Raw genomic sequence first — 17,028 nt, forward strand, 5'->3', positions numbered from 1 at the left:
ACCCCCGCCCTTAAACCGTAACCGCTGCTTGCTTAGCGGACAGAATCGAGGGGTGCAGCCGGAACGTCGGTGGGAACCTGTGTGGGCAGCTCAGGCGTCGCGGGGACGGCAGGCACTGCGGGGACAGCGGGTGTGGCGGGAACAGCGGGCACTCCCGGCACAGCGGGCACTGCAGGAACGGCAGGCGTTGCCGGAAGTTCGGACGTCACGGCAGCGTCGACGTCGGCCTCTGCCTTGGCCGAGCCGTCAGCCTTCAGGCCCGCAGCCTTACCCGCCTCCACCACAGCCTCGCAGTGCGCCTCCACCTTGGCTTCGCCACCGGCAGCAATGGTCAAGGACTCGAAGCCGGGGACCGTGGCGTCAGACTTCAGGCCGCCATTGAGGAGTGCGGTGCAGAGGCCAAAAGCCTCCGGGGAGGTGGCGTCTTCCACCGTTGCTGTGGCATCGGACACGGCGTCGGCGGCCTTGGCCTGGCCGGCTTCAGCGGCCTCGGTTGCAGTTGCCTGCGCGGTCTCGACGGCGTCAGTTGTCTTGGTCTTGGCGGTCTCGGCTGCATCGGTTGCTTCAGCGGTCTTCTCAGCAACAGGGGCCGGTGCGCCAACGAGGTCATGCGCGGATTGCTGGATTCCGGTGGGAAGCGCGCCATTGAAGGCAGCGACGCCGGTTCCGCCGGCAGCTACAGCTCCGGCAGCCAGGACGCCCGCGGCGACTTTGCTGGTGGCAAGGATAGTGAACAAGGACATGAAACCCTCCGACAAACGATTTTGGGATTGCCCCGGCCGCGGTTGGGTCGCGGCCGGATGATCAGTGTGCGGACGTGGCCCGCACTCCCCTTACATCGTTCGCGGCTTCGGTGAGGTTACGCGTTGTCCAAAATTCTTTTCCAGGGCTTGGCGTGCTGCTCTTATCCACACTGGTTAGATGTCCCCATGGCCGCGTCCGCTATAGCCAACTATGCTCAGGAAACGCCTGGCCCGTTGGATGCCCGGCGATCGACATGTCACTACGTCAGGGGAACGTCATGGGGTTGGGTACCTAGTGGGACAGGGATTGGTGGGCGCGGACGTCGGAGATCTCCGACGACTTTCGGCAGTGATGGACTCCGAGGCGGAGAAGATCACCACGCTTCAACAACAGCTCAATGCGCTGATTCAGAACGGCACCTTCTGGCGCGGAAATGATGCCGACCAGTTCCGAAGCCGGTGGCACAGCGATCTCCATGGACGGTTGGGAGCAGCAGCTGCATGCCTGCGCACCAACGCCCGCGCCCTGAAACTCAACGCTGAGCAGCAGGAACAAGCGTCATCGGGCAGTCCAGGAGGAGGGCTCAAAGGGGGACCTTCCACGGGGCATGGAAAGAGCACCCCTGGGGTGCCCGGGTTTACTTTTGATCCCACGAGCTACGGCCCTGTCACCGTTGAAGGCAGCGGTTCATTCGACAGTCAAGCAACGGGCGAAACCCACGGCTCCGTTGGTCCCGGCGGAATTGCGTTTGGGGGATCCGGCGAGGCGTCCAGCGGGGGTGACATGACCTGGAAGGCGGAGACCGGGTTCGGGCCCGGCAAGACAACTGTCACCAACGAAACGTTCGTCGGCGTCCGCGCCAATGGCGAGTTCGAGGCCAGTGTGCCATTCGGACTCGGACTTCCCAATGCCCAGGCGAACGGGGAAGCATTCGCTGGCGCGGAAAACATCACCACCATACGATCCGATTTCTTTGACGGGTGGGTCAGCAACACCTCCACGACGCGCGCGATGACAGGAGTCGAGGCAAGCGCCCATGCCAACGCGAGCAGCCCCTTCCTGTTTTCGGCCGGTGGTGAGGGCTTCGCGGGCCAAAAAGTCACTGTAGACAACAAGACCGAGTTTGCTGGTGGGCTGTTCGCCTTGGGACAGGGCGGAGAACTTCGCGCCGGGGCCTGGGCCAGTGCCGGCGAAGGCGAAATCAGCGTCAAGGGCCGCGATGTCTCAGGCACTGCGTTCAGCGCAGGGGCTGGTGCGGAGTTGACAGGGAGTCGGTATGTCGAAGTCCTGGGCCAAACACTGACACTTAACGCAACGGTGGCCGCCGGAGCAGGTGAGGGGCACTTCTTTACGGCTTCCGTGGATGAAGACGGGCTCACTCTGGGCGCGGGAGCGAAGCTCACCGCCGAACTGGGGCTGGGCGCAGGTGGCCAGATCACCCTAAGCCCCAAAGGACTTGTGGATTCCGTGACCGGATTCGTCGACTTCCTGAACAACTGACCTTCACCACCACACCATCGCTGGAAAGGCTCCAATGTCACAACAGGTTTTCCCGTCCGCCGCTTTCCCCGCCTACCCCACGATCAAACTCAACCCGCCGGCCGGGTGGACCCACCAAGTGGTCCCCGATGCCGTGGGGGCTCTGATGGCCCCGGCCGCAGAAGGTCGCTACACGGCGAATGTGGTGATCTCCGTGTCCCGCCGTTTGCCCGGCTACCAGCTGCGGGACATCGCTGCATCCGTGGACTCGTTCCTGGACGCCCTGCCGGACGCGGTCCTGCTCGCCACAGAGCCGGTGGTTATCAATGGCCGGGATTGGCACGTACGCGAGGCGCGCTACACGCACCCGCAGGCAGGTTCGCTGGCGCAGTTCACCGCCGTCACGGTGATTCACCAGGATGCGGCAGCGGATGTCGTTCAGTTGACCGGCAGCTGCCAGCCCATTGAAGGCAACCACGACCTCAAGGCCATCTATTCGCTGGTTGCCAGCGCGGACGTTACGCCAGCGTCCTAGCCTCCTCAATCAGCTTCAGCACCGCAACGGAGTCGGCCGGATCCACCGGTGCGGGAAGTGCAGAGGCGACGCCGCCGTCGTCGAGCTTTTCTGCCAGGATGCGGTAGAACTCGGGGTAGGCACCGCGCTCCGTGGGGATGGTAGTGCGCTGCCCGTTCTGTTCCAGCGTGCCACTGTTCTCAGGAGGCTCGACGCCGTACTCCGGGTCCGTCGGCAACCCACCGCCCAGCACGTAGGGCTCCTGCGGGTCGGTGCCGAACTTCACGAAGCCACCTTCCGTGCCGAGGACGCGGAAGCGTGGGCCCTGGAGGTGGCTGTTGAGGTTGATGGTGACGTGGCTGACCACGCCCGACCCATGCTGAAGCGCCAGGAAAACGTCGTCGTCGGCGCTTTCCTGGGGGCGGCGGGCCGTGATTTCTGCGAAGGTGACGGTGGCCGGTCCAAAGAACCGGAGAGTCAGATCGAGGACATGGGTGCCAAGATCGAACAGGACGCCACCGCCGTCTTCCGCCGTGGCACTGGCTTTCCAGGCCTTGGCGATCTCCGGCGCCCAGCGCTCCATGCCCACCTCAAACCTGGTCACGGCACCAAGCGTTCCGGCGTCGAGCAGTTTTTTCACAGTGAGCGAGTCCCCGTCCCAGCGCCGGTTTTGGTACACGGTGAGGACGCGGCCCAGCTTCGCAGCCAGTTGAATCAGTTCCTCGCCCTCGGCGCTGCGGACCGTGAACGGTTTATCAACAACGACGTCGAGCCCGGCTTCCAGCGCGGCTTTCGCCAGCGGGAAGTGGGTTGCGGGCGGCGTGCCCAGGACGACGAGGTCCAGTTGGTCAGCCCGCGCCAGGATGTCCTGCGGGGTGTTGACGATGAGTGCTTCCGGGTAGCGAGCCTTGGCTTTCGCTTGACGCGCCTCATCCGACGTCGAAATGACTGTGAGCTCATAGGCGGGATTACTGGCAATGAACGGCGCGTGGAAGACGCTGCCCGACAGGCCAAAACCTGCGACGGCGGTACGGATCGGCTGGGAGGTCATGACCCTAGGCTACCCATCCTCTCGCACGTAATAGCCCTTTCACCACGACCCTCTATCACCCGGTGAGCGAGCGTTGAGGCGAAGCACGCGGGAGGTGAGCGAGCGTTGGGCATGGCGAAGGCCGGGAACCTCCCCGGAACCGGTCAAGAGGTTCAGGGAGATTCCCGGCCTTCAGGAAATTACAGCGGGAAGGCTACTTCTTCGCGCCCTTTTCCCAGCCGATGGTGGTCCAGTCAGGAACGTTCGAGAGGCTCTTGAACAGGGACGGGCCGTAGTTGGCCAGACCCGTGCGTACGAACTGGATCTCCGGGCCGTTCATGACGGTTCCCATGGAGAAGTACTTCTCCATGTGCTTCTTCTCTACCTCCATGGCGGCCTTGTTGCGCTCGGTGTCATCGGCGATGGTTGCCAGGCGCTTGATTTCGGCGTCGAGCTCAGCATCGCCCAGGCCGTTCTCGTTGGTAGTGGAGTCGTAGTACTGCTTGACGGCGTCAGTGGCATCCGGGCCAACGGTGTAACCGGAGATGGTCATGTCGAACTCGCGTCCACCGATCACCTTGCCGAAGTCGGCGTCACCACGCTGGTCGATGGCAACATCCATGCCGGCGGCCTGGAGTTGTTTCTGCAGGGTCTGCGAGGTTGCAGCCGTGGTGGGGTCGTCACCGAAATTGGTGATCTTGAAGGAGACGGGTACGCCATCCTTAGCCATGATGCCCTTGTCGTTGGCGGTGTAGCCGGCGTCCGTTAGGACCTTCTTGGCGGCCTCAGCGCCCGAGTCCTTCACAGGGTAGTTGTCCTGGTAGTACTCGGAGAACGGCATGAGCATCATAGAGCCCGAGCTCTCCTCGGACCAGTTCAGGCCGTTGAAGCGGACATCGCGGATGGCTTTGCGGTCGACGGCGGTGAAGATCGCCTTGCGCACGGCCACGTCGGTGAGCGCCGGGCGCTTGGCGTTCAGGTTGAGGCCACCGGCGAACAAACGCTGACCGCGGCGGACCTCAGAGTTGCTAGTTCCTTCGAGCTGCTTGTAGCGGCCCAGGGTGCGGCCATTGGCGGCATCGATCTCACCATTCTTGAAGGCTGCGATGGTTGCGCTCGGCTCCATCTGGCGCCAAATGACTTTTTCGAGGACCGGCTTCTGGCCCCACCACTTGTCATTGGGAACCATCGTGACCGTCTTGGCGGTGGTGTCGTAGTTCTCCACTTTGAACGGGCCGGCCATCCATTCGGGGTGCATGTTTCCGGCAAACCCCGTATTGAAGATTTCGGGAGTATTGATGGCCGGGTGAATCAGGCCGAAGAAGAGCCCTTCCAACGGAAAGACCGGCTGGGTTGTGGTGACAATGACTTCTTTGTCGTTGGCACCGGCCTTTACCGAATCCACGAAAGCGTAGGCGCCAGCAGTGACGATGTCGATGGACTTGTCTTCACCCTTGAGCATGTTCCAGGTGTTCTCGAAGGTCTTGACATCGATGGGCGTCCCATCGTTCCAAGTCGCCTTCTCGTTGACCTTAATGGTGATGGTCTGCTTTCCATCCTTGACTTCGCTCTTGACCTCTTCGCAGAAGTCCTTGTTCGGCTCCGCCTTGCCGTTGAAGTCCAGCTTCCAGCAACCACCGATACCGCCGCTGTTGATGGACGCGGGGTTCACAGGCGTCATCAGCGCTGAAGTGTCGGCGCTGTTGCCCACATTGGAAAAGCCATTAAAGTCCGGGCCAATGCTGCCAACAGCCAGGGTGACAGTTCCACCCGGCTCCAGGTCCTTTGCTTCCTTGGCGTTGACGCTAATCAGCTTGCTGATGTCACCGCCTGCTTCTTCGGCCTTCTGCGAGGCCGGACCCGACGGCGTTCCCCCGCCGCAAGCGGTCAGCATGAGCGTCGCTGCGAGCGCCACGCCACCGATCGTCGTGTATTTCTTCATGGTTTGCCCTTCATGTTTACGACTGGAAATCTTTGCGAGTTGAATAACAGGGTTTCAATCGATGCGTCATATGTCGTCAGGCATGCACCACCAGCATGTCGGCATCTATCTCTCCGTCCGGGAAGAAGCATGCGAAGTCCTGCGCGCCTTCTTTCTCAGAAGCCAGTGGCGGCTCCAGAGTAAGGCACTTCTCCTGCTTCGCGGCAGGTAGCGCGGCGAACACAGGACAACGGGTGGCGAAATTGCATCCCTTCGGAGCATCCAGCGGGCTGGGAAGGTCACCCTGCAGGATGATGCGTTCGCGGGTCCGTTCCAGGTTGGGATCGGGAACCGGGATCGCTGACAACAAGGCCCGCGTGTAAGGGTGGCGCGGGTTGTCGAAGACGTCGTCCACGTTGCCGGTTTCCACAATTTTGCCGAGGTACATCACGGCAACGCGGTCTGAGATGTGCCGGACAACGGAGAGGTCGTGGGCCACCATCAGGTAGCTCAAGCCCAACTCAGCGCGGAGCTTGTCCAGCAGGTTGATGACTCCGGCCTGCACGGACACGTCCAGCGCGGAGACTGGTTCGTCCAGGACCACGAGCTTCGGGTTGACTGCGAGCGCGCGGGCGATGCCGATGCGCTGGCGTTGGCCACCGGAGAACTGGTTGGGGAAGCGGTTCACATGGTCTGGCTGCAGGCCCACCAGCTTCATGAGTTCCATGATGCGTTTCCTGATGGCAGCCTTGGGCATCCCCAGGTTTTCCAGCGGTTCGGCGAGGACCTCATACACGGTGAAGCGGGGATCCAAGGCACCCGTGGGGTCTTGGAACACCATCTGCATTTCCTTGCGCATGGCCATCGTGGTCTTGTGGTCGGTGGCCACCTTGTTGCTGACACCGCCGATCACCACTTCGCCTACTTGGTCAGGGTGGAATTCCATGATCTCCAAGAGCGTGGTGGTCTTGCCGCAGCCGGACTCGCCCACGATGGATACGCACTCGCCTTCGCGGATATCGAAGCTCAGGCCATCCACGGCCTTGACCGTGCCGATCCGACGCTTGATCAGGGCACCCTTGAGCAGCGGGAAGTGCTTTTTCACGTCCTTGAGTTCCAGGACCTTTTCGCGCTCGACGCGAGCGACGCCGTCGAACTTTGAAACGGGCTTGGGCGGTGCGTGGAAAATCCTGTGGGCGTCGGCGTTGCCGGACAGTTCGTCCGACTTGATGCAAGCCGCTTTGTGTCCCAAGGTCTGCCCCTCAACACCGGGCACGGAGAACAGCTCCGGCTCGCCGTGCAGGCAGGCGTCGCTGACCAGCGGGCAGCGAGCGGCAAAGGAGCACCCGGTCACCGGCAATGCCAGGTTGGGCGGCGTTCCTTCGATCGGCACCAACGACTGCTTGGTGGCGGTATCAACGCGCGGAACGGCGCCGAGCAGTCCCAGCGTGTAGGGCATCCGTGGGTTGTAGTAAATGTCCTCAACAGTGCCGGTTTCCACCGGCTTGCCGGCGTACATGACCATGATGTCGTCAGCCATGCCGGCTACGACGCCGAGGTCGTGCGTGATCATGACGACGGCGGCGCCGGTCTCCTCCTGCGCGGTGTGCAGGACTTCGAGCACCTGCGCCTGGATGGTGACGTCCAGCGCCGTCGTGGGTTCATCGGCGATGAGTACGCGCGGATCGTTGGCGATGGCGATGGCGATCATGACGCGCTGGCGCATGCCGCCGGAGAACTCGTGCGGGAAGGCCTTCAGCCGGTCCTTGGGGCTCGGGATGCCCACCATGCGCAAGAGGTCGACGGCGCGGGCTTCTTTGGCCTGCTTGCTCATGGTGGGGTTATGGACCGTGAGCGCTTCGATGATCTGGTTGCCCACCGTGTAAACCGGGGTCAATGAGGACAGCGGGTCCTGGAAGACCATGGCGATGTCATTGCCTCGGTGCTTGCACATGGCTTTGTCGCTGAGGCCCAGGAGTTCCTTGCCTTTGAAGCGCACGGAGCCGCTGATGTCCGCTGTTTCCGGGAGGAGTCCCATGATGGCCATGGACGTGACGGACTTGCCGGAGCCGGACTCGCCCACGATGCCCAGCGTTTTGCCGGGCATGAGGTCGAAGTCGACGCCGCGGACCGCATGGACCACACCGTTCTCGGAGTTGAAGCGGACGTTGAGGTCGCGAACGCTGAGGACGGCGTCGCCGGGAGCGTAGAGTCCTGCATCGCGAAGGCGCTCGGCGGGAGTGTGGGAAATATTGGTGCTCATTTGCCCGCCTTTGCGGTCTTGGTCTTGGCCCGTCCGATGGAGCTGGAGCTGGGGTCGAAGGCGTCACGGAGTCCGTCGTTCATCATGGCCAGCGAACCGGTCAACAGGAACATGACGGTCAGCGGAACCCAGAACATCCACGGGAAGGACGACACCTGGCCCGTCGCTTGGCCGATCAGGACACCAAGGCTGACGTCGGGGAGTTTGATGCCGATCCCGATGAAGGAGAATGCGACCTCGGCCAGGATTGCGCCGGTGATGCCACGGGTGAAGTCGAGGACCAGCAGCGAGCCGATATTCGGGACAAGGTGGCGCCACACGATGCGGCGGGACGGGACACCCATGTACTTGGCGGCTTTGACGTAATCGCGCTGCATGAGGGACATGGACAACGAGCGCACCAGGCGGGCGGTGCCCATCCAGCTGAAGAACAGCAGGACCACTACGAGCAGGAGCCAGCTGGGGAGGTCCTTGAGGCCGCCGCCGCCGCTGGTTGCCACGGCCACCACCAGGATGGCAGGCATCATGATCAACGCTTCGAGGATGAACAGCATGGTGGCGTCCACCTTGCCCCCGAAGAACGCCATGGTGCAGCCATATACGGCGGAGATCAGCACGGACACACCGCCCACGATCAGGCCGATAAGAATGGACGTCCGGGTGCCGTCCACAATGAGCGCCATGAGGTCAATGCCGGCCTGAGTGGTCCCCAGCAAGTGGTCCGGCGACGGCGGCATACCGATGTTGAGGGGATCGATGGTGTCCTTGTCCCACGGCGTCAGGAATCCGCCAAAGATCGAGAAGAGGAACAACGCAAGGAAGATGAACAAGCCGGCGACGGCGGTCCGGTTCCGCATGAAGCGACGGAAGATGATCCGCGACTTCCCAATGACGACGTCCTGGTCCGCGACGCGTGACTCGTCTATTTCCGCAATGGGATCAATGATGTTGGTCATTACTGGACCCTCACTCGTGGATCGACCAGTGTGGTGGCGAAGTCGGCAAGGATGGCGCCGATCGCGAAGATTACTGAGCCGTAGGCCAGCGTGGCGGTGGCGACGTTGACGTCCTGGAGGCTGATGGCCTGGATGCTCCAGAGGCCGATGCCTGGCCAGGCGAAGATGGCCTCCGCGAAGAAACCACCCGTGAAGATGGCCGGGATGGTGAAGGCGATACTCTGCGCCACCGGGATGAAGGAGACGCGCAGGGCGTGCTTCCTGATGGCTTGGTTTCGCGTCAGTCCCTTGGCCCGGGCAGTGCGGACGAAGTCGGCATTCACGTTGTCCAGGAGGTACTGCCGTTGGGCGATCTGGTATCCCGCCCAACCGAAGATGGTCATCGCGAAGGTGGGCACGGCGTAGTGGGCCACAAGGTCAACGAAAGCGGGCCAGCCCGGCTCGATTCCCGGCGTCGAAATCCCTGTGACGAAGAAGATACGCTCGCCAACTGCCTCATTGATGCTGATTGCCCCGAGTTGCACCAGGAAGTATGCGATGGGCGCGGGAAGGATATGGACCAGGTAGCTGTAGGACGTGATGACGCGGTCTTGGAACTTGTACTGGCGGGCCGCGGAGTAGACGCCGAGGGCGACACCGATGACCAGGGTGAGGATGATCGAGGCGATGAACAGCCGGGTGGAGACCATCACCCGGTCCGCGAATTCGGCGTTGACGAACGCGCCGTTCGGGCTGCGGCCCCAGTCCCAGCGGGTGATGATGCCGCCGAGCCACTGAATGTACCGCTCCCACGGGTTCAAGTCGGGATCCAGTCCGAGTCCCCGGAAGGAAGCGGCCACTTGTTCAGGGGTCGGCCGGGGGATCTTTTCCTGCTCGAGCACTGCGGGTTTCAGCGACGAGACCGCCAGGAAGTAACCCGCACTTGTGGTCAGGAAGATCATGATCAGGTAGATGCCCGACCGCTTCATCAGATATTTCAGCATGTCGGGCGGCTGCCCCGAATCGTGGCAAAACTCAATGCTCGTCCTTCCGCGGTTCCCGGCTGTGGCCGGCGTCAGCTACGAATTGGCGCAGCGGGTTCTTGGGCCCCCCGCACCCCTTCAGTGATCACCAGCCCTGTATGGCATGCGTCACATTCAAGAGGAAACTACCACAATAACTGCTTCACGTTTTGCTTCGAGGCGTCCAGTTTCGCGCCTGCAGCCAGATTGTTATGTGCAGGTTGCGCCATGTTGACGACGTCGGCGGCACTCTTGCGCTTACTGCAGCTGGCATGAGGGCGCTAACAGGTAGCGGCCGGCGTTGCTTCGCTGGTTATGGTGCGACTTAAACGGCACCCAGAAGCCGCGTGACCAGCTCACGCCACGAGTCCGCAAGCCGCGTGGGTGAAATACCTCGAACGCGAACATCGTCCACTATTCGCTCCGGGTCCAGCGCGTAGGTCAGGGACATCGCCATCACCCAAGGATCCGCGATTCCCGCCTCCCGCAGCAGGACCTCCATATGTCGATGCGAAAGCTTGGTTGCGGGAACATCAAACCGGTTGCGGGTAGCAGCGCCCGCCGCTTTCAGGAGTTCGCCGTTTTCAAGGACGAAGTAGATTCGCCCCTCACCGAAGGCCACCAATCGATCCTTCGGCGCGGCTCCTGGACCCAGCGGAGGCGGCCCGAACATAAAACCGTGCTGGAATTCGGACTCCGAGTCGCTCAACAGGGTCATCATGAGGCCGGCGCGGCTACCAAAGCGTCGGAAGACTGTCCCTTTGCCAACCTTGGCCTTGCATGCGAGCGCGTCCATGGTCAGCGCTTCGGCGCCGAGCTCGGCCACCAGGTCCCGGGCAGCGTTGAGCAATCGCTCGCGATTCCTCGCTGCGTCACTGCGCTCGTGGGGCGCACCCAGGGGCACGTCCGGCCGAATGGGGATCGAGCTCACAGAAATATTCTAGACCCCGGGAATAGAAAGCGGACCATAGTCCGTTTAGTATCGATGAAGGCTCCAAGCCCAGACATCGAACGGCCGGCACCCAACCGGCCAGACAAAAGGAGACACCATGTCCAAGAGCACCGTTCTTACCCTCGTCGGCAGCCTGCGCGCCGATTCCCACAACAAGAAGCTCGCCGAAGCCATCCAGCTGAACGCTCCCGATAACGTTGATGTGCAGATCCACGGCTCCCTGGGCACCATCCCGTTCTACAACGAAGACATCGACGTCGAAGGCCAGGTTCCCGCCGAAGCCGCCGCCCTCCGCGCTGCAGCAGCCGACGCCGACACCATCCTCCTCGTCACTCCCGAGCACAACGGCACCATGCCCGCGTCCCTGAAGAACGCCATCGACTGGCTGTCCCGCCCCTTCGGTGCCGGCGCCCTCTCCGGCAAGCCGACCGCCGTCGTCGGAACCGCTTTTGGCCAGTTCGGTGGAGTGTGGGCCCAGGACGAGGCCCGGAAGGCTGCTGGCATCGCCGGCGCCAAGGTACTTGAAGACGTGAAGCTGGCCGTTCCGGGTTCCATGATCCGATTCGCTGAACTGCACCCGAAGGACGACGCTGAAGTTGTTGAGCAAATCAAGGGCATCTTTGAGCCCCTGACCGCCGTTCAGGACGAAGAAGCAGCAGCCTAGTCTTTAACGCTTCGATGCCCCCGTTCCGCTGATGGCGGGGCGGGGGCATTCGCGTTCCGGCGGCTTTGGACGGGGCGTGACCAACTCTTGTCCGAACCGTCACCGTAACGGCATGTTGTGTTCCGCCGTCCCGTCCTAACGTTGGAGGTACAGGTGGACAGGAGCGCGGGGCTGTCATGCATGCCGAACGGGGAGTAAAAAGTACGACGGCGATCACGGCTGCCTGCCTCATCTTCGGCCTGTGGGTGGCTGGTTGCACTACCGAACCGTCCGAACCGTCCGAATCCGAGGCCGCAGGCCCCCTGCCTACAGTTTCCGTGACTTCGCCTGCCACTACACCTTCGCCCATTGCTTCCGCGCCCGCTGCCTCGACTCCGGCTCCTTCGAGCCCGGGTACTCCGTCCGTTGCCGTCCCCGCCGCGTCGCCCCAAGCAGCAACACCAGCTCCAGCACCGTCCGCGAGTACTCCCGCTTCATTCGTGGCTTCGCCCACCCCACCGGTGCCCGTCGTCGAGCCTTCACCCCAACCGGGCACCAGCGCGCCAGAACCAACTGCCACCGCAACAGTCATTCCCGTGGATTCCGAGAACTCCGGACCAGCGGTCTACTACGTGGCAATCGACGACGGCGGGGCCCGCGGCGTTAGGTTCGGCTGTAACGACAGCCTGGTGCCCATCAGGGGTGTCGCCGTGCCCGGCGATCCGTTGTCCGTGGCTCTCGGGCGGTTGCTGGAGGCCGGAATGCCGGTGGACAGCGACGCGGCCCTCTACGACGCACTGGCCGATTCGTCGCTGCGCTATCTCTCCGGCTACATGAGCGGCGCAACGGTGGTGGTTAACCTCAGTGGGTCACTGAGGCCCGGGGGCGTGTGCGACATCCCACGGATCCAGGCGCAACTGACGCAGACCATAGTGTCGGCCAGTGGTGCGTCGCGTGCGGAGATCTATGTGAACGGCAGGACATTGACGGAGGCCCTGAGCGTGCGGTGATGGTGGGGTGTCTTGGGGTCCCACTTGACCAAGCGGGGGTAGTGGGTTGCGCGCTCATGCCGTCGCGATCGCCAGCACCCTCCGGAGCGCCCAAGCCACACGCAACATGGCAAGGACTGAGGCGAAGGTCAACACGAAAACCAGCGCTTCAGGGATCCAGAGGCCGGTGACGGCATCTCCTTCCAGGACCACCGTGATCAAGGCGGCAACCACCAGCAGGCCCAGCCCCGGGATGGCAAAAAGGAAGACTTCGCCGATTTGGCGCCGATGAGTGGCGGACAGTTTCTCCAAGGGAAGTTCCCGTTGACCCGGCGCAGCCTTCTTTCCCAGCACGTTGATCAGCATGGACACACTGGTCAGAGTCAGGCCAGCAGTGGCGCCGGCCAGCGTGGCGAGTGTCTGGAACAGGGTGCGCCGCGCACCGGGGTCCACGCTTTCCAGCATCAGCGATTGACGGGCAAGCAGCGAGATTCCCAGCCAGATCAGGACGGCAAACGCAGCCCATCCGAAGTCTGCGCTGGGATGCAACAGAAACCAACGCCACAGAGTCCTGCGGCGCCCGGTTCGCTCAACGTCAACCTCGTACAAGCTCATGACCCGCACCACCTTGGTTCTCCCCGGATGCCTGATCGGCCTTGTCCGCGCCCTCCACAGCCGTAGCCAGAGCTGCCCGAACAGTGGCCATTCCGCCCGCAACGATGTCCGGAACCAAGCCGGAATCAGCCAATCCCTTGATATCAGGCAGGGTCCTGGCAAAAAATGCCTCGTTGTCCCTGGCTTGTTTATTGAGGATGGCGATCGCCTCGGTGGTGGATTTCCGGGGGTCGTTGAAGACATCCGGGTCCACCTCTACGTGCGAGATGAACCGCTCCTTCAGCAGGTCCACCACCTCACGGTCGCCCGTCAGGGAGTCCTTGCCCTCAGCCACCACATAATCGAAATGCTCCACGGATCCAGCCCTGCGGAAGAGATCAATGAGTTGCTGGATTCGGTCCCGAATCCGCTGTTTGTCCTCAGCCTTGCCTGACCTGCCAACGCTCAGGGAAATCCTGAACGTACCCTCATTCATGAGCCGTGAGGCGCTGTCCAGAACGTCAGCCCATTCGCCCTCCATGAGTTTCCCGGACAGACGTTCGGCAGGAAGCGCGAACTCGAAGCGGCTCACCTCCAGGCGGGTGAGGATTTCTTCGATATCCTCGCGCACAACCGGCATCAGGCGTGGCTCGAGTCCCAACATTCCTTCGAGGTACTCGCCCATCCTGGACGCCCGTGGTCCATTGCCACTGGTCAGCACCGCTATGACGTTCCTCTTCAGGAAGGCAAAGTAGGTGGTCTCCAACAGATGGTCACCCGGAGCCAGCGGCAAGGGCTTGCGCCGCCCGAGGGCGTCGCCGACGCTGGGAAGATTGGTGTCCCGCACCCGGTCCAAAAGCAGCACGGGATGCGGTGACGATGCCACCGCCTGGGCGAGCAGCACAGTCCCGTCCGCACTTGTGAAGTGCCGGTCCACCCCTGAGTCCTGGGCCTTCTTCAGCACCTCCGCCACGCGGCGCGCTGGAAATGGCCGGCTGAGCTCGTCACCGTTCAGCTGCTCGATCCGCCAGAACTGTACACTGCGTCGCGCCATGGATACTCCCCTCGCCTTCCATGACCCACGCTATCGGCGAGGTCTGACAATAAAGCCGGGTGCCGGCGTCGTGCCTTGCACTCGCAGCCGCATCCAGCGCTCAAAGGCTGTATTTGGGCCCCTGCGCGAACAGGGAGTCCATTTCGTCGTGGCTGCGCGTGCCAGCCAGCCCCGCCCAATTGCCGTCGCCGAGGATTTCCTTCGCCACCCGCGCCACCTTGGCATACGCCGCTTTGGCCGTATTGCCGCCAATGCTGACGCGACGAACCCCTGCATCGTGGAGCTCAAGGGGCGACGGCGCCCCAACGCCCGCCAACGCGTTGAGCGGTGCAGGAATCCTGCTGGATAACTCATGGAGGACATGAAGATCCACGACGCCGGGCACGAAGATTCCGTTCGCACCCGCAGTGAGGTAGGCCTCCGCACGGCGCAACGTTTCGTCATAGGCAGTGTCCGCGAACTGGCCCGAGAGATAGGTGTCGGTACGTGCATTGATGAACAACGGAATTCCACGATCGTCAGCAACTGCGCGTATCAGGGCTATCCGGCGCGACTGTTCATTGATGTCCGTGAGCGGCTCAGTTGCGGAGTCCTCAATGTTGATGCCAACGGCTCCCTCGTCCAGGACGGCATGGACGGTGGCACGAAGTTCGTCGTCGGTGCGTCCGTAGCCCGTCTCAATGTCTGCCGAGACCGGCAACCGCGTTGCCCCTGCAATGCGACCAAGTGCGGCCATTGCCAAGCCCCACGGCACGTGGTCGCCGTCCCGGAACCCCAGGCTCCAGGAGACGGCCGAACTCGAGGTGGCGATCGCGGTCGCACCCGCCTCCTCCACCACACGGGCCGAAGCCGCGTCCCACACGTTCACGAGCACAAGCGGCGTTGGCCCGGGGTCGTGAAGGTTATGAAAGTGTTCTGCTTTGGTCACGGATCCCCGGTGCGCTGTCATAGCTACATTCCAGCCCTTCACGATCGCGGCGTAAAGGACAGCCTGCGAAAATGAAGTGATCCGAAAACAACTGTTGCCTCTTTAGCAACATCGAGGAGTATCCTGTCACTGTGACCCACGAAACACTGGATGCCGGCGCAACGTTGCCCGCTGAAGCCATCGACGCCATTGAGCGGGCCGCCACGGCCGCTCACCCGCACGAGGAACTGTTCTCTGCGCGGGCCGCCAACATCAAACAGTCCGCTGTCCGGGACGTCTTCGATATCTCGATGCAGCCGGGCCTTGTCTCCCTTGCCGGCGGCAACCCGTACCTGCAGTCGCTGCCCCTGGAGAAGCTTGGCCAAACCGCAGCCCGCATCATCGCCGAAGAAGGTATGACCGCCCTACAGTACGGCGGCGGTCAAGGCACGGAAGAACTCCGCGAGCAAATCTGCACCGTCATGGCCGCCGAGGGAATAGCTGACGCCGCCCCCGAAAACATCGTGATTACCGCGGGATCCCAATCCGCCCAGGATGTTGCCACGAAGGTTTTCTGCAACCCGGGCGACGTTGTCCTGGTGGAAAACCCCACTTATGTGGGCGCCCTGAACACGTTCGAGGCGTACCAGGTTCAGGTGGAACCCGTGGACATGGACGACGACGGCCTGGTACCCGAGCTGCTTGAGGCCAGAATCGCGGCGCTCCAGTCCGAGGGCAAAAACATCAAGTTCCTCTACACCATCCCCAACTTCAACAACCCCTCCGGCATCACGTTGGCCGCGGAACGCAGGCAGCAAATCGTCGATATATGCCGTGATGCGAATATTATCGTCCTCGAGGACAATCCGTACGGACTCCTGCGGTTCGATGGACACCCGATTGCACCGATGCGGGCCGCCAACCCGGATGACGTCATCTATCTGGGCTCGTTCTCGAAAATCTTTGCCCCCGGCCTCCGCATCGGCTGGGCCTTGGTTCCCGCACACTTGCAGCGCCGTTTCTACCTCGCCTCCGAGGCCGTGACCCTCTGCCCGCCTCCCCTGAACCAAATGCTCGTCTCGGCATACCTCCGTGAGTACGACTGGAAAGGGCAGATCGAAACCTACCGGACGCTCTACGCGGAACGCTGCCATGCCCTGTTGTCCGCACTCGACGAGTACATGCCTGCAGGCCTCACATGGACACGCCCGGACGGCGGCTTCTTCGTTTGGGTCACTCTGCCCGAAGGCGTGGATACCTACCCCTTGCTCGGAAAGGCAATTGACGCGGGGGTCGTCTTCATCCCGGGTGCCGCCTTCTCCCCGGCTGACGGTCCTTCCAACAAGCTCCGTCTCGCTTTCAGCGCCGTACCGCCGGATACGATAGCCGAAGGTGTCCGCCGCTTGGCCCCTGTCCTGGCGGATGCCATTGAAGCTACCAATGAAGGAGCACCACAATGACCGGAGTTGTGATCGTCGGAGTAGACGGCAGCGAGACAGCGATGAGGGCAGCACAGGCCGCCCAGCAGTTGGCGATCGGCCTTGGAGCCAGCCTTCGCGTGGTCAGTGCTTTCGACAGCAACCGGACAGAGGTGGTTGAGATCGGCACCGACAAGTGGATCGTTTCCGACGCCGCCGAAGCTGAAGCTGTGGCTCGCGCCGTTGCGGAGCGCCTGGCGGATGACCGCTTGGAGGTTACCTACTCCGCTGCCCGGGGAAAACCGGGTGAAGCTTTGGTCAAGGAGGCTGAGGTGCAGGACGCCCGATTGATCGTGGTAGGCAACCGCCGCATGCAGGGCCTGGGTCGCGTGCTTGGCAGCGTGGCCAACACCGTAGCGCACACTGCTCCCTGCGACGTCTACATCGCCAAGACAGACCAGCCCTAACGCGAGCTGAATCACGCCGCCGGGTGGGGAGCCTCACCCGGCGTTTGGCGTCTTTTGGGCCAGCCGTCTGAAGTCATCGTTATAAAATCGAGATGC

Annotated in this window: 16 protein-coding genes; 6 read left to right on the plus strand and 10 right to left on the minus strand. The window is 62.6% G+C overall.

Annotated features, from left to right (window positions below):
• Nucleotides 1-32: 32 nt before the first annotated feature.
• Nucleotides 33-743, minus strand: coding sequence for a hypothetical protein (locus A477_RS0109645; protein WP_017198797.1), 711 nt, complete (start codon nt 741-743; stop codon nt 33-35).
• 295 nt (nt 744-1,038) lie between these two features.
• Between A477_RS0109645 and A477_RS0109650 the strand changes: the two genes are divergently transcribed.
• Complete coding sequence (locus tag A477_RS0109650) at nt 1,039-2,244, plus strand: WXG100 family type VII secretion target (protein WP_157367070.1); 1,206 nt, start codon at nt 1,039-1,041, stop codon at nt 2,242-2,244.
• A 34-nt stretch (nt 2,245-2,278) separates the two neighbouring features.
• Entirely contained in the window at nt 2,279-2,758 is a 480-nt protein-coding gene (locus A477_RS0109655; protein WP_017198799.1) for a hypothetical protein, read from the plus strand.
• Here the strand turns inward: A477_RS0109655 and A477_RS0109660 are convergent.
• From A477_RS0109660 to A477_RS0109685, 6 genes are all read right to left on the minus strand, one after another.
• Nucleotides 2,742-3,788 (minus strand): Gfo/Idh/MocA family protein, encoded by a 1,047-nt coding sequence (locus A477_RS0109660; RefSeq protein WP_017198800.1) that lies wholly within the window; start codon nt 3,786-3,788, stop codon nt 2,742-2,744. The genes A477_RS0109655 and A477_RS0109660 overlap by 17 nt on opposite strands.
• Nucleotides 3,789-3,981: 193 nt before the next feature.
• On the minus strand, nt 3,982-5,709 hold the full coding sequence (locus A477_RS0109665) for an ABC transporter family substrate-binding protein (RefSeq protein WP_017198801.1): 1,728 nt from the start codon (nt 5,707-5,709) through the stop codon (nt 3,982-3,984).
• A 76-nt stretch (nt 5,710-5,785) separates the two neighbouring features.
• The gene (locus A477_RS0109670) at nt 5,786-7,951 is read right to left on the minus strand and encodes an ABC transporter ATP-binding protein (protein WP_017198802.1); all 2,166 of its coding nucleotides are present in this window, start codon (nt 7,949-7,951) and stop codon (nt 5,786-5,788) included.
• Nucleotides 7,948-8,907 (minus strand): ABC transporter permease, encoded by a 960-nt coding sequence (locus A477_RS0109675; RefSeq protein WP_017198803.1) that lies wholly within the window; start codon nt 8,905-8,907, stop codon nt 7,948-7,950. The genes A477_RS0109670 and A477_RS0109675 overlap by 4 nt, the downstream gene beginning before the upstream one ends.
• Nucleotides 8,907-9,890: an ABC transporter permease gene (locus A477_RS0109680; RefSeq protein ID WP_017198804.1), complete on the minus strand. Its 984-nt coding sequence runs from the start codon at nt 9,888-9,890 to the stop codon at nt 8,907-8,909. Before A477_RS0109680 ends, A477_RS0109675 begins: the two co-directional genes overlap by 1 nt.
• Nucleotides 9,891-10,233: 343 nt before the next feature.
• On the minus strand, nt 10,234-10,839 hold the full coding sequence (locus tag A477_RS0109685; RefSeq protein ID WP_017198805.1) for a TetR/AcrR family transcriptional regulator: 606 nt from the start codon (nt 10,837-10,839) through the stop codon (nt 10,234-10,236).
• A gap of 118 nt (nt 10,840-10,957) precedes the next feature.
• Between A477_RS0109685 and A477_RS0109690 the strand changes: the two genes are divergently transcribed.
• On the plus strand, nt 10,958-11,524 hold the full coding sequence (locus tag A477_RS0109690; protein WP_017198806.1) for an NAD(P)H-dependent oxidoreductase: 567 nt from the start codon (nt 10,958-10,960) through the stop codon (nt 11,522-11,524).
• 317 nt (nt 11,525-11,841) lie between these two features.
• On the plus strand, nt 11,842-12,513 hold the full coding sequence (locus tag A477_RS0109695; RefSeq protein WP_237715771.1) for a GerMN domain-containing protein: 672 nt from the start codon (nt 11,842-11,844) through the stop codon (nt 12,511-12,513).
• Nucleotides 12,514-12,567: 54 nt separating this feature from the next.
• Here A477_RS0109695 and A477_RS0109700 read toward each other — a convergent pair whose 3' ends face one another.
• The 3 genes from A477_RS0109700 to A477_RS0109710 form a co-directional block, all read right to left on the minus strand.
• Nucleotides 12,568-13,107 carry a hypothetical protein gene (locus tag A477_RS0109700; RefSeq protein WP_017198808.1) on the minus strand — a complete coding sequence of 180 codons (540 nt, stop codon included), beginning with the start codon at nt 13,105-13,107 and terminating at the stop codon, nt 12,568-12,570.
• Nucleotides 13,088-14,140, minus strand: a complete 1,053-nt coding sequence (locus A477_RS0109705; protein ID WP_017198809.1) for a hypothetical protein — start codon at nt 14,138-14,140, stop codon at nt 13,088-13,090. The genes A477_RS0109700 and A477_RS0109705 overlap by 20 nt, the downstream gene beginning before the upstream one ends.
• Before the next feature lie 100 nt (nt 14,141-14,240).
• Nucleotides 14,241-15,089, minus strand: a complete 849-nt coding sequence (locus tag A477_RS0109710; RefSeq protein WP_017198810.1) for an isocitrate lyase/PEP mutase family protein — start codon at nt 15,087-15,089, stop codon at nt 14,241-14,243.
• 110 nt (nt 15,090-15,199) lie between these two features.
• On the opposite strand from A477_RS0109710, the gene A477_RS0109715 reads away from it, so the two are divergent.
• Entirely contained in the window at nt 15,200-16,507 is a 1,308-nt protein-coding gene (locus tag A477_RS0109715) for an aminotransferase-like domain-containing protein (protein WP_026005496.1), read from the plus strand.
• Complete coding sequence (locus tag A477_RS0109720) at nt 16,504-16,932, plus strand: universal stress protein (RefSeq protein ID WP_017198811.1); 429 nt, start codon at nt 16,504-16,506, stop codon at nt 16,930-16,932. The genes A477_RS0109715 and A477_RS0109720 overlap by 4 nt, the downstream gene beginning before the upstream one ends.
• Nucleotides 16,933-17,028 lie beyond the last annotated feature (96 nt).

Source organism: Arthrobacter sp. M2012083, from assembly GCF_000281065.1.
Lineage (GTDB): Bacteria > Actinomycetota > Actinomycetes > Actinomycetales > Micrococcaceae > Arthrobacter.

Coding starts and splice junctions, on each gene's coding strand:
- A477_RS0109645 (WP_017198797.1), bottom strand. CDS start 743: ATGTCCTTGTTCACTATCCTTGCCACCAGCAAAGTCGCCGCGGGCGTC.
- A477_RS0109655 (WP_017198799.1), top strand. CDS start 2,279: ATGTCACAACAGGTTTTCCCGTCCGCCGCTTTCCCCGCCTACCCCACG.
- A477_RS0109660 (WP_017198800.1), bottom strand. CDS start 3,788: ATGACCTCCCAGCCGATCCGTACCGCCGTCGCAGGTTTTGGCCTGTCG.
- A477_RS0109665 (WP_017198801.1), bottom strand. CDS start 5,709: ATGAAGAAATACACGACGATCGGTGGCGTGGCGCTCGCAGCGACGCTC.
- A477_RS0109670 (WP_017198802.1), bottom strand. CDS start 7,951: ATGAGCACCAATATTTCCCACACTCCCGCCGAGCGCCTTCGCGATGCA.
- A477_RS0109675 (WP_017198803.1), bottom strand. CDS start 8,907: ATGACCAACATCATTGATCCCATTGCGGAAATAGACGAGTCACGCGTC.
- A477_RS0109680 (WP_017198804.1), bottom strand. CDS start 9,890: ATGCTGAAATATCTGATGAAGCGGTCGGGCATCTACCTGATCATGATC.
- A477_RS0109690 (WP_017198806.1), top strand. CDS start 10,958: ATGTCCAAGAGCACCGTTCTTACCCTCGTCGGCAGCCTGCGCGCCGAT.
- A477_RS0109700 (WP_017198808.1), bottom strand. CDS start 13,107: ATGAGCTTGTACGAGGTTGACGTTGAGCGAACCGGGCGCCGCAGGACT.
- A477_RS0109705 (WP_017198809.1), bottom strand. CDS start 14,140: ATGGCGCGACGCAGTGTACAGTTCTGGCGGATCGAGCAGCTGAACGGT.
- A477_RS0109710 (WP_017198810.1), bottom strand. CDS start 15,089: ATGACAGCGCACCGGGGATCCGTGACCAAAGCAGAACACTTTCATAAC.
- A477_RS0109720 (WP_017198811.1), top strand. CDS start 16,504: ATGACCGGAGTTGTGATCGTCGGAGTAGACGGCAGCGAGACAGCGATG.